Source organism: Pedobacter sp. GW822-FHT03F06, assembly GCF_058801365.1.
Window position 1 is genome coordinate 142940 of sequence record NZ_JBXANE010000014.1, and the last position, 14357, is coordinate 157296.

The window sequence follows — 14357 nt, forward strand, 5'->3', positions numbered from 1 at the left end:
AACACAAAAAATATGAAGTAGCAAGACTAAAAACTCTATTTCGCGAACTTAAATAAATAAAAATTCAATGATTTTCAGTAAAAAAAGTATAAAAATTAAACACAAAGCATAACAAATCAATCAATTACAAAATAAAATTCATAAATTAACCCATTATTAATATTAACCCAATGTAAGGCCGCTTCTTTTGTATATAAAATTTAAATAAACCATATATAGAAGCATAATTGAAAATATTAATAAGAATTTTGTTCATAAAATTCATTTTTAAATGAACTGAACAGGTGCTTTACAATTGACTGTTCACTTCATTCATTTATAAATTTTTAAAACAATTTGACTTAATCAAGTCGTATATTAGTCTAATTAATCATACACACTATCTCTAGCGCTAAAAAGCTGTGTTATTGTGTATTACGGCCTGCATAAAGAACCATTATGCTGCGCTTAAATCATCCACCAAACAGAAGATTAGAATCAAAATCTAAAGCCATGAACAAACACGCCATTATTGGAGTAACTCCCTTCGAAATCCCTGATAGCAGATTGGTTTCCAATTTACAAAAAGCAGATTGCTTTCCGGTTCTCAGTCTTGGGCACAACATAACCGAAACCGAAAACGCACTTCATTCACTTGTAGAATTGGGTATTTCAGATTTTGGTGTAAGCATCAATTCGGCGGTATTTGCCAACATTGATCTTCCTGCCCAGGTAAGTTTAATTATTGCTCCGTATGATTTCGTGATAAAGCGTAAAACATCTGCAAAAATTATCTATCAGGTTTATGACCTCGAATCGGCACTGGCTGCACAAGCAAAGGGTGCCGATGGAATCATAGTTAAAGGAAATGAAGGTGCTGGCCGTGTGGCCTACGAATCTTCTTTTGTACTTTTTCAACGGATTATTAAAGAAATTACACGTATTCCGGTTTGGGTTCAGGGTGGTGTGGGTATCCATACTTCCGCTTCATTAATGGCTCAAGGCGCAGCAGGGATTATTTTAGATAGCCAACTCGCCTTATTCCCAGAATGTTCCGCTCCTGAAGATTTAAAAACTGTTTGTGCTAAATTAAGCGGAACAGAAACCAAACTGATCGATAAAGCCCGCGTATTGGCCCGTCCAAATTCGCCGGTATTGGCAGAAGATATAGATTATAATGGTCTTCAAAAACATTTTAAAGGTTACAATCTGGAAACAAATTATCTTCCAATGGGTCAGGATATTGCCCTATCGATTGATCTGGTTACCAAATATAAAAAGCTTGATAAGTTGATTTTCGGCATAAAGGAAGCCATTTACGGCCATTTAAAACAAGCCAAAGCCATCAATATAATAAAAGCGAATAACTCGCTTGCTAAAGATTTAAACATCACCTACCCTATTGCGCAGGGGCCGATGACCAGGGTAAGTGATGTAGCGCCGTTTGCAGATGCAGTTTCGGAAGCTGGTGCCTTATCATTTATCGCGTTATCCTTATTAAAAGGAGCATCGGCAAAAAACCTAATTGAAGAAACCAAAAAATTGGCTGGCGAAAAAACCTGGGGTGTAGGCATTTTAGGTTTTGCACCACAAGCGCTTAGAGATGAGCAACAGGAATATATATTAAATGCGAAACCTCCTGTTTTACTAATTGCAGGTGGAAGACCATCGCAGGCTAAGCCCTTCGAAAAAGCCGGGATCAAAACTTTTCTCCATGTACCCTCTGCTTCTCTTTTAGATATGTTTTTAAAAGAAGGTGCTAAACGTTTTGTATTCGAAGGCCGCGAATGTGGCGGTCACGTTGGCCCCCTATCCAGCATGGTATTGTGGGAAAAACAGATTGAACGTTTGTTAAAGGAAGAAAATCCTGAAAGCATCAGTGTTTTCTTTGCCGGTGGCATTCACGATTCTTTTTCTACTGCATTTATTTCAGTAATGGCTGCTCCTTTGGCTGCCAAAGGAATGAAAATCGGTGTATTAATGGGTACCGCTTATCTATATACCAGGGAAGCTGTAAGCACAGGCGCCATTTTGGATAAATTCCAGCAGGAAGCCATGCAGGCAAATGAAACTGTACTGCTCGAAACTGCTCCAGGGCACGAAACCAGGTGCTTAAATTCTTCATTTGCCACTTTCTTTAACGAAGAAAAACAGAAACTTCAGGCAGAGGGAATGGATAAAAAAGAAATCTGGGCAAAACTGGAAACGCTAAATGTTGGCCGTTTACGTATTGCCGCTAAAGGAATAGAAAGACGCGGCGATGAACTGGTAAAAATCGATGAAGCTGAACAAACTGACCTGGGCATGTACATGATCGGTCAGATTGCACCTATGCATAAAGAGGTGATGTCATTGCTTGATCTTCACCAGGATGTAGCCGACAACAACTATTCACATATTTTAGACGCCACACTTTCATCACCTCCTGAAAATAAAACCAAAGCTTTAGATGTAGCTATTGTAGGTATGGCCTGTATTTTCCCTGGAGCTAAAAACCTCGAAGAATACTGGCGTAACATCATTCTAGGCAAAGATTCGGTAACCGAAGTACCGGATGAAAGATGGAATAAAGAACTATATTATAATCCAGATTCTACCGCAGGAGACATGTCGCACTCTAAATGGGGCGGTTTTATCCCGAGGATAGATTTTGATCCCTTAGAATTTGGTATTCCACCGCAGTCGCTTGCGGCCATAGAGCCTACCCAACTGCTTACCTTAATGGTAGCCAAACAGGCCATGCAGCACGCGGGTTATGCCGATGGTGGTGTAGACAATGAAAATGTATCTGTTATTATCGGTGCTGAAGGTGGAAACGACCTCGCCAACAGTTATAGTTTCAGAGGTTTTTACAAACAGGTTTTTGGCGAAATGCCAGCCGAAGTAGATGCCATATTACCAAAAACAACAGAAGATTCTTTCCCGGGTATTTTGGCGAATGTAATTTCGGGCAGGATCACCAACAGGTTAAACCTGGGCGGTCGAAATTATACGGTTGATGCAGCCTGTGCTTCATCTTTGGCAGCAATAGACCTGGCTTGTCAGGAGTTATTTTTAGAGAAATCGGATATGGTTTTGGCTGGTGGAGCAGATCTGCACAACGGCATTAACGATTACCTTATGTTCTCGAGCACACATGCCCTTTCTAAAAAAGGAAGATGTGCCACTTTTGATGCCGAAGCAGATGGAATTGCCCTCGGCGAAGGGATTGCCATGATCGTATTAAAACGATATGACGATGCTTTACGCGATGGTGATACGATTTATTCTATTATTAAAGGTGTAGGTGGATCGAGCGATGGAAAAAGCCTCGGTTTAACTGCGCCACGCAAAAACGGGCAGGTAAATGCTTTAGAAAGAGCTTACAGTCAGGCTGGAATTACGCCATCACTGATTGGCCTGGTAGAAGCACATGGTACAGGAACCGTAGTTGGCGATAAAACTGAAATCAGTGCATTAACTGATATGCTTAACCAATCGGGCGCAACCGCCGGACAAACACATTTAGGCTCCGTAAAAACGCAGATTGGCCATACCAAATGTGCTGCTGGTATTGCTGGATTGATTAAAGCATCGCTATCGGTTTACCATGGTATTAAACCACCTACCATCAATTTAAAAACACCAAATAGTTTCTACAACGCCCAAACCAGTCCATTTGCCTTTCATACCGAAGCTGGTTTATGGATGGAAGAAAAAAGATATGCTGGCGTTAGCGCCTTTGGTTTTGGCGGAACAAATTTCCATGCGGTATTGGAAAGTGCTCAGAATACTGAGAACAAAAATTCGATCTTAAAATCGTGGCCTTCTGAACTGTTTGTTTTCAGGGGCGATACTTACGAAGAAGCCAAAAACTACATAATTTCGGTAAAAAATCTCTTGGATCTGAACGATCAGATCGAACTGAAAGATATTGCATATAGCCTTGCAACGGTTAATGCAAAACCTGTTCAATTGAGTATTGTTGCCAATCATGCAGAAGATCTGGTAATGAAAATCGACCTTGTTTTATCTGGTGTAGAAAGCAAAGACACCTACCTTACTCAAAAACAGAATGGTAAGGTTGCTTTTATGTTCCCAGGGCAGGGAAGCCAACGGGTAAACATGGCAAGGGATCTTTTTGTGGTTTTCCCTGAAATGAGAAAACTGCTGAAAGCTTATCCTGAATATGAAAAAATCCTTTTCCCAAATACTGTATTTAATGATGCGGATGCGAAAGCACAAAAAGAACGCATAAAAGATACCCGCATGGCACAACCGCTATTGGGTATTGTTGATCTTGCAATCGCTAACTTCTTAAAATCATTGGGTATTATGCCTGATATGGTTGCGGGCCATAGTTATGGTGAATTGCCTGCGCTTTGTTTTGCTGGTGCTTTTGAAGAAGAAGCCCTGGTTCACCTAAGCGCAGAACGGGCAAAATCTATTTTAAATGCAGTAGAAAACGGCGATCCAGGCACTATGCTTGCCGTGAGTGCAAAACAGGAAGATCTTGCGCAATACCTGGGTGATATTAAAGAAGTTTATCCGGTAAACTTTAATGCACCAACACAATGTGTTATTGCGGGCAGTACAGCAGCTATCGGCCAGCTGGCTGCAGTGTTAAAAGAAGCCAAAATATCTTTCCGCCCGCTTGAGGTGGCCTGTGCTTTCCATAGTCCATTGGTGGCCAAATCGAAACAGCTTTACCAACAAGTGCTTTCTGGCGTAAACTTTAATGATCTAAAAATTCCGGTATGGTCTAACACCACGGCAAAAGAATATCCAACTGAAGCAGCCGCTGTAAAAGAACGTTTGACCGACCATTTAATAAAACCTGTCCTTTTTGTTGATGAGCTTAGGGATATGTATGCTGCCGGCGCCAGGGTTTTCGTAGAAGTTGGCCCTGGCAAGGTGCTAAGCGGTTTAACAAAAGCTTGCATCGGTAAAGACGAAGTGATTTTACACACTGAAGATCAGGGTCAGAATAAACTCAGCAATTTGTTGGGCACACTGGCTGGTTACATGGCTACCGGTCGCGAAATCAAACTCGAAAAATTATTCGAAGGCCGTTCTGTTAAAAGCATCAAATTGGATGAGCCTTCAATTTATAAAAAAAGTCCTGCTATCTGGTATGTGAACGGTCAACACGCTGTTCCATCAACAGGTAAACTTCCGGCAAATGGTGCATCTCCTATTACTAAACCGATCATCCTTATGAATAACACCTCTACACCAACTGAAAATCAACAGGTTAATGGCTCAGCCAAAGACTTGATGATGCAGGAGTACCTGCACAGCATGAAAATGCTGATTCAGGCACAACGCGATGTAATGCTTTCCTTTTTAGGACAAGCTCCCGCCATGCCTTCGCAAATCGTTAATCAGCCCCTAACATCATATCAGGCACCTCAACCAGTCCGTATCGAAAATCAGATTACGGCAAAACAAGAAGTGCCTCAGGCGCAAACCATCGAAGTAATAACACCTGCGGTTGCACAAAAAGACTTAAAACTGGTGCTTTTGCAGATCGTAAGCGATAAAACCGGCTATCCGCAGGAAATGCTGGGCATGGAAATGGATCTGGAGGCCGATTTAAGTATCGATTCGATTAAACGCGTAGAAATTATCGGTGCTTTACGTACCGAACTGGGTGGTTTTTCTCAATTGAACCTTCCGGAAGATAAAATTATGGAGCAGCTTGCCGGACTTAAAACCTTAAACAGCCTTGTAAATTGGCTTACAGAAAATACCGAACAGCCAAAAGCAGTGAGTGCATCTGCTGTAGCAGTAACTCCAATAATTGAAGCAGAACAGATAAAATTTTCATTGGATCAGTTAAAATCGGCCATTCTTGATGTGGTGAGCGAAAAAACCGGTTATCCAAAAGAAATGCTGGGCATGGATTTAGATCTTGAAGCTGATTTAAGCATCGATTCGATCAAAAGGATGGAAATTATCGCCTCACTTAAAGAAAAAATCGGTTTTGGCTCACAAAGCGAACAAGCTGATGATTTAATGGAGAAACTGGCCGCAATTAAAACCTTAAACGCCCTGATTAACTGGATTGCCGATGTTGAAACAGAAAGCTCGGAGGTGCTTACAGAAGCAAAAAAGCTTATTGAGGAGAGCATCGATGACCAAACGGTTAAAGAAAAATTATCCCGTTTAAGATTTGAGCTAACTCCTGCTGCATTGACCATTACCGAAGCAGCCATTTTAAAAGGTCAGCGTTTTGCCTTAACCGATGATGGTGGCGGACAGGCGATCAAAATCAAGAAAGTGCTCGAAAAACATGGTGCCATTGCCGATCTGGTGAACTTTGAAGACTCATTGGATGGCTATCAGGGCCTCATCATTTTGAACATGTTCGAAGCTCAACAAAAAGTAGGCATTCTCGACCATTTCGCAACCATTAAAAAACTAAATTTTGATACTGTAAAATGGGTTTATCTAATTGCAGATACCAAACAGTATTTTAATGATCAATCTGATATTTCTTTCTTACGGAATTATCAAGGTTATTCGGGTTTCTTTAAAAGTTTAGACCGTGAATACGAGCATACCAAATGCCGTTTTATCAGTCTCGAAACCAAAATGTCGCCAGATGAAATCACGAATATCACCTTAAATGAAATCCTGAATCCGGATAAACCTTCGGAGATCATTTACAACGACCATAAAAGACACATTATGGAACTTGTACCGCATCAATTGAGCACCGAAACCGATGCGCATATCCATCTGGATAAAGATGCTGTAGTAATGGTTTTAGGTGGTGCGCAAGGTATAACCGCCGAACTGATGATCCATTTCGCAAAAGATTACCCTTGCAGGTACATTTTGGTGGGCCGTTCTGCAAACCCTATTGCCTCCGCAAATGAAGCCAGCTCTTCGTTAAAAACCAAAGATGAGATCAGACAGTATGTGATTAAACAGGGCGAGATTAAAAAACCTGCCGAGATAGAACAGGAAACGAATCGGATTTACAAAAACAACCAGATTTTACGCTGTATTACAACTTTAGAGGAAGGCGGATCGACAGTAGTTTACGAATCGTTAGACCTTAAAGATGAAGAAGCGTTAACCCGTTTGATCAATCAGGTTTATGAAGATTATGGTCGCATAGATGGCGTGGTACATGGTGCAGGTTTATTGGAAGACAAACTGTTCCACAGCAAAACTCCTGAATCTTTCGGACGTGTTTTCGATACCAAAGTAACCCCATTAAGGGTATTGGCGGAGCAATTAAGGCCAGAAACCCAATTTGTGATCCTTTTCTCAAGCATTGCTTCTGTTTATGGAAACCGCGGGCAAACCGATTATGCCGCAGCAAACAGTGTAATGGATAAATATGCCTGGGCCTTAAAACAAAAAATTCAAGGCAAGGTAATGGCTATTAACTGGGGACCGTGGAAAGGTGCAGGTATGGTTTCGCCAACATTAGAAAAAGAATACCAACGCAGGGGAATTGCATTGATCCCTTTACAGGATGGAATGGAAACTTTCCTGAACGAACTTAAATATGGTAAAGAAAGCCAGGTACTAATCATGGCCGGAAACACCTGGACATAGAAGGATCGATGTCGATACTTTTAGCCCCGCCAAATTCGTCATTGCGAGAAGGCTTTTTCAGCCGACGAAGCAATCTTACAACGATCGCTACCAGCTTGCGCATTAAGATTGCTTCGTGCCTCGCAATGACGGCCTTACGATTAGAACTGTCATCCTGAGCTTGTCGAAGGACCGTTTTTAAATGTCTTACAAAGCGTTTCGACGGGCTCAACGTGACAATTTGATTGAATTATAATATGATACAGCCTAATGACGATCGCGTTAGTTAAACAGGCTAAAAATAGATAGTAGAATAAAATTAATAGAACTAAGATTCGAAAGATCCCCCTAAGCGAACAAGATGAAGAAAAGCGACGTAGCAATTATTGGAATGTCTTGCATTTTTCCGGGTGCGAAAGATGTGCAGGCCTTTTGGGAGAATATTATCAACCGCGTAGATTCTACACAAGAGGTTCCGGCTGATCGGATTGATCCTGTTCATTTCGACAAAACAGTTAGCGGGGTAGATCGTTTTTATTGCAACCGTGGCGGTTTTATTCCCGATCATCAATTTGATCCACAACGTTTTGGCATTTTACCCTTGGCTGTAGAAGGTACCGAACCCGATCATCTGTTAACCTTAGATCTGGTTCACCAAGCATTAGAAGATGCTTCAGTATTCGAAAAAAAATATTCCCTCGATAAAACCGGGATCATTATTGGCAAAGGCAATTATGTGGGACCTGGAGCAACCCGCGCCATTGAAATTGTACGTACAGGCGAACAGATTTCGAGTGTATTAAAAGACTTAATGCCACAACTTACTGATGCAGAAATTGAAAAGGTAAAACACGAATTTCAATTGCGTAAAGGCCGTTTTAGTGCCGATACCGCAATGGGATTGATCCCTAATTTAGTGGCTTCGCTGGTAGCCAATCGCCTTAACTTAGGCGGGCTGGCTTTTACTTTGGATGCTGCCTGTGCCAGTTCGCTTATCGCAGTAGATCATGGAGTGCAGGAACTGAATAGTGGCCGTTGCGATATGATTATTGCAGGCGGTGTACATTTAGGCCAGAATGCAGCCTTCTGGAGCATTTTTTCTCAGCTGGGCGCTTTATCCAAACAGGAAAAAATAAGACCATTCGATCAAAATGCCGATGGACTGATTATTGGCGAAGGTTGTGGTTTTGTTGTGCTCAAACGCCTCGAAGACGCAATCAGGGATCAGGATAAAATTTATTCAGTAATTAAAGGTGTGGGCGTTAGCAGCGATGGAAACGGAACCAGTGTAATGAGTCCCTCGGTTAAAGGCCAATTGAAAGCAATCACCGAAGCCTGGAAAAACGCTGAACTGGAAAGTAAAAATATTGGCTATTTAGAAGCCCACGGAACAGGTACCCCACTTGGTGATAAAACCGAGGTTGAAACCTTAAAACAGTTTTTTGGGCAGGATACCGATCTGCCAAAAGCAGGTATCGGTTCTGTAAAATCAAATATCGGTCATGCCATGCCCGCAGCAGGTATAGCAGGATTGATCAAATCGAGTTTAGCACTCTACCATGGCATCATTCCTCCTACCTTGCATTGCGACGAGCCCGTAGCGCAGCTGGCTGAAACCCGTTTTTCTGCCGTGCAAAAAGCGGCAGACTGGAATCAATCGGGCTTACCAAAATTAGCGGCTGTAAATGCATTCGGTTTTGGAGGGATCAATGCTCATGTAGTTTTAAGTGCTTACGAAACGCCTAAAAAAGATGAGGTATTGGTTATTGCAAGGCCAAGTCACGAAGCTTTGATCGAATCGCTCGAAAATGGAGATTATAGCATTGGGAATGGAAATTTCCGTTTGGTATTGTTCAACCCAAGCCCCGAGCGGATTAAAAAAGCTTTAAAAATTGTGGCTAAAAATTCTCCCTGGAGAAATAAACAGGACATCTGGTACACCAATGCGCCATTATTGGCGAACGATGGGAAAATTGCATTCGTGTTCCCTGGTTTAGATGGACTTGCGGGTGGCGAGATTAAATCGGTAGCCGATTATTTCAACATCAGTATCGACGAAAACGAAAAACAGGACAGCCTTTTAAGCGAGGCCCTGAACATCCTCAACAAAAGCAGCGTTTTAGATCAGGCTTTAAAACAATTGGGCATTAAATCTGATATGAATGCAGGGCACAGCCTTGGCGAATGGCTTGCAGCAAGATCTTCAGAACTGGCAGAAGAAAGTTCGGTAATGAATTTACTGAATGTGCTTAACCCCGAAACTTTTGAACTGAAAGATTCGCGTTTTATTGCCGTGGGTTGCGGTTTAGACACCCTTCAACCCATTATCGAAAGTATACCCGATTTATACCTTTCGAACGATAACTGCCCCCAACAGGTCATTCTTTGCGGCAGCAAAATCGCACTTGAAGAACTTGTTCCGATACTAAAGGTGAAACAGATTTTTCATCAGATTTTGCCTTTCCAATCGGGTTTCCACTCGCCCTTTGTAGCCGATAAATTGGGATTAATTCTCGAAGGCATGCAGGATATGCAGTTCCAGAAAACCACTACACCGCTCTGGTCAGCTACTACTTTAGAAACTTATCCCGAAGGTTTTGAAGCCATCCGTCGGTTAAGCGCCGAACATTTAATTAAACCGGTGCGTTTCCGCGAGCTTACTGAAAAATTATATGCAGAAGGTGCACGTGTTTTTATCCAGGTGGGTTCGGGCGGTTTAGTCGGCTTTATCGACGATACTTTAAGGGGAAAAGAAATCAGCGCCATCAGTGCCAATGTGCCGATCCGTTCGGGTATTACGCAGTTGCAAAGGGTTTTGGCAGCACTTTTTATCGAAGGAAAAGAAATTGGCCTCAATTATTTGGGCAACATCAAATCAACCCCTCCGCAAAAAAACAAAGGCATTAAACTCGAGCTGGGTTCGCCGATTATCCATAACCTGCAAACGCTTAAAGGTTTAACCATTAAGCAAGCTCAACCAACACCGTCTAAAACTTTTGTAGAGGATAAACATCCTGTTTTACAGGCTTTTAACGAGAATGTGATGGAAATGATCAACATGCAGAGCGAAATGATCGAACTGTTCGAAAATGCAGCTTTACAGGTCGATCAGCCAAGCAACTGGGCACCAGCCAAACCAATAAAACCCGTAAGGCAGCCCTTTAGCCAAAAACTTGATGTGAGCCTTGAGAACTGCCCTTACCTGATCGATCACTCCCTATTGAGGCAACCCAAAGGCTGGCCAACGGTTGAAGATATGGATCCGGTAATCCCAATGACCATGATTTTCGAAGTGTTTGCTGAAATCGCCAACGCGCAATCGCCAGAAGAAAAGGTGCAAAAAATCATGAATATGCGGGTTTTTCAATGGATGAATGTGGTTAAACCTTTTCAGGAGATTGTAACTGGCGAATGGAAAGACGAGCAAAGCGTTTACCTTAACCTGGAGCGTTTTGCTAATGCAGAAGTGCAGCTGGCTGCACAGTTAAGTGCCGCACCAAACAGAACTTTCGATATTGGAAAATTATTGGATATCGATCGTACTGCCGCACAGATTTACGATGCACACATGTTCCACGGACCAGATTACCAGGGCATTAAAAAATTAATTGCAGTGGGCGAAAAAGGAATTACAGGCATCATCGAAGCATCTGGCGGAAAAGGCTCATTGCTTGATAATGCCGGTCAGCTGTTTGGTTTATGGCTTCAACTCACTTTAGAAAAAGATAGGATTGCTTTCCCCGTTAAAATTCAGGAAATAGAATTCTTTGGCGATATGGCCGACCAGCAAGGTACTTTCGAATGTACCTGCGTGCTCACCGAAATTAACGATGAATTTGCCACTGCCGATATCGTAATGAAGCGAGATGGCATCACCTGGCTTATCATTTCGGGATGGCAGAACCGCAGATTGGAAATAGACGAACCGCTTTGGAACGTGTCCATGTCGCCACTCCATAACCGTTTATCAGAAGAGATTGCACCTGGCGTCTTCCTTTTCGGCAATGCTTACTCACGTGTGGTATCATGGGATTTTATCCTGAAAAGATATTTCAACCAGACAGAAAAGAAACATCACAACAACCTTTTACCCAATAAAAGAAGAACGTGGATGATCAGTCGCGTGGCGGCGAAAGATGCCGTTCGGAATTTATTAAATACACAGAAAAACCAGGCCTGTTACCCCATTACTTTCGAAATCTATTCGGATGAATTCCGCAAACCTTATGTTAAAGGCGGTTTAACAGAACACATCAATATCTCGATTGCCCATAAAGGTACCGATGCCGTTGGCATAGCACGTTTTAACGAACCTGTTGGTATCGATATCGAACATATTGAAGAACGGAGCGCCGGTTTCTTCGATCTTGTGTTTAACGATCACGAAATGGCCCTGCTCAAAAGCCGCGACAAAATAGAATGGGCAACCCGGTTCTGGGTAGCTAAAGAAGCTTATGGGAAATACCTGGGCAAAGGTTTACAGGGCAATCCCAAAGCCTATACCGTTGAAGTAATCAACGGCGAAGAACTATGCATCAATAACATCACAATCAAAACAATCAAACATAAAAACTATATCATCGGATGGACACTATAACTACAAAATTAAGCAGCGAAGAAATCTTCAACCTCATGAAACAATTCATCACCGAAGTAATCGGCGAAGAATTTGTTGAAGAAATGGATATCACCCCTGAAAGTTCTTTCACCAAAGATCTGGAAATGGACAGCATCGAAATTGTATCTTTTTCCGAAAAAATCAAAGCGCATTTTGGCGAGCAGATCGATTTTACGGGCTGGTTATCATCAATGGATTTAGATCAGCTGATCAACTTAAACTTAGGCATGATCATCTCTTACATCGAAGAATGCCAATCATAACAGTAAACGGCAAATCGGTTCATATTCAGGAGCTAAATAAAGAAGCTACTGAAACCATCGTCCTCGTTCACGGGATGTTCAGTAACCTGTCTGTCTATTATTTTAATATCGCGCCGCTTTTGGCCACAAAATATCATGTGGTACTGTACGACCTAAAAAGTCATGGTATGAGCGAAAAGGCTTTGGAGGGATATGACCTGGAGAGCATGACAAACGATCTGTTTGCATTAATGGAGGTTTTAAACCTTAAAAAAGTGCATTTAGGTGGTTATAGTTTCGGTGGATTGATTGCTTTAAAAATGGCCATTCGCTTTCCAGAACGCATTAACAAACTGGCCATAATTGAAGCACCAGATCCAAATGATGATAAAACAAGGGGAATTATTGATGAGTACAGCCGTGAATTTTTAGAACATTACGTTGAAAATTTCACTGACACCACAAAAGTGAAAATGGGCAAAAGGCAGATGGAGCGCAACCACCGCATGTACGAGTACCTTTTTTATCAAACTTCGATTAAAACCGACATGGAGCTGGAAAAGGACTTTTTTGGCAGCCCTGCAATCGAAACCATAAAACAGTCTACCCTATTGTTGTATGGCACCGATTCCAATTGCCTTAACGCAGGTAAACATTTAGACGGAATGATTAAAAATGCCTCGTTAATTGCTGTGCCGGGGGATCATAATATCCCGATACAACAACCATTGGTAATCGCCGAAGCATTGTTAAACTTCTTTCAGGAAATATAAAATTAAACACACATGGCAAAATTTGTATTTGTTGTTCCTCCACTAACTGGCCATATTAACCCTACACTGAGTATGGGTACTGCCTTGCTTGAAAGGGGCCACCGTGTAGGATGGATTACGCTAGATGAATCATTAGGGGATAAACTTCCTGCTGGAGGCGAGTTATTGTTGATCAGTTACGACCAAAACGACCAACAGAAAAAAGATTCAGAAAAATACCTAGACATCATCACCAAAAAGATTGTTTACGGTATCGATAGCATCAAATTTCTGTACGAGGAAGTATTGATTCCGCTTAACAGGCATAGTTATGATGGTATTGCCGATATACTGGATCAGTTCAAGCCCGATATCGTGATAACCGATCATCAAATGTTTGCCGGAGCAATTGCCGCAAGCAATAAAAATTATCCTTATGTAACCTCGGTTACCGCGCCTGCAGCCATAAAAGTAATGGACGAGCTGCCCAAAGTGCATGAGTGGGAAGTAAACCAGATTGTAGCCCTGCAAAAAGAATTCGGTATAAATATCACAGATTCTATTGCCTGCTCTGATCTTGCCACTTTGGTATTTACCTCAAGGGATTTTTTCGGGGAGATGGATTTACCTGAGCATTTTAAATTTGTAGGCCCCGTATTTAACCTTCGTAAAACTACAATTCCCTTCCACTGGGAAGCATTTCATAACAGCAAACCAAAAATATTGGTCAGCATTGGTACCACCTTCGATCACGAGCATAAAAAAGCCTTTTTTGCCAAGGTAATTGAGGCTTTCGCAAATGAAGACTTACATGTGGTTGTGGTTTCTGATCCTGCTTTATTTGAAGAATGGCCAGCTAATTTTACGGTGCAGCGCCAGGTACCACAATTAGAACTTTTGCCTCACCTTGATGCTGTGGTTTGCCATGGAGGACACAATACCGTTTGCGAAACCTTGATGAATGGACTGCCTATGGTGGTTATTCCAATAGCATACGATCAAAGCCATGTTGCCGGACGTGTTTTCAGGGTAGGTGCCGGAGAGCGTTTAAACTTTAACCGTTTTAAAGCCGATCACCTTAAAGAAGCGGTACACAAAGTGCTGCAGAACGACAGTTATAAAATCGCTGCACAACAAATTAAACAATCCTTTATCGAAGCTGGCGGAACAGAAAGCGCCGCCGATTTATTGGAAGCTTTAAGCAACAAAACCTCAAACGTATTCATCAGTTAA

Annotated in this window: 5 protein-coding genes; all 5 read left to right on the forward strand. The window is 41.9% G+C overall.

The annotated features are described in order from the left end of the window. Positions 1–492: 492 nt before the first annotated feature. The 5 genes from AC1RJ8_RS21630 to AC1RJ8_RS21650 all read left to right on the forward strand — a co-directional run bounded on the left by AC1RJ8_RS21630 (position 493) and on the right by AC1RJ8_RS21650 (position 14357). Entirely contained in the window at positions 493–7533 is a 7041-nt protein-coding gene (locus tag AC1RJ8_RS21630; protein ID WP_492955615.1) for an SDR family NAD(P)-dependent oxidoreductase, read from the forward strand. A 340-nt stretch (positions 7534–7873) separates the two neighbouring features. Beyond that, positions 7874–12109, forward strand: coding sequence for a beta-ketoacyl synthase N-terminal-like domain-containing protein (locus tag AC1RJ8_RS21635; RefSeq protein ID WP_492955616.1), 4236 nt, complete (start codon positions 7874–7876; stop codon positions 12107–12109). Between the two features lie 35 nt (positions 12110–12144). Then, positions 12145–12393 (forward strand): phosphopantetheine-binding protein, encoded by a 249-nt coding sequence (locus AC1RJ8_RS21640; RefSeq protein WP_225876570.1) that lies wholly within the window; start codon positions 12145–12147, stop codon positions 12391–12393. Then, the gene (locus AC1RJ8_RS21645; RefSeq protein WP_492955617.1) at positions 12381–13145 is read left to right on the forward strand and encodes an alpha/beta fold hydrolase; all 765 of its coding nucleotides are present in this window, start codon (positions 12381–12383) and stop codon (positions 13143–13145) included. The genes AC1RJ8_RS21640 and AC1RJ8_RS21645 overlap by 13 nt, the downstream gene beginning before the upstream one ends. 12 nt (positions 13146–13157) lie before the next feature. Further along, positions 13158–14357, forward strand: a complete 1200-nt coding sequence (locus AC1RJ8_RS21650; protein ID WP_492955618.1) for a glycosyltransferase — start codon at positions 13158–13160, stop codon at positions 14355–14357.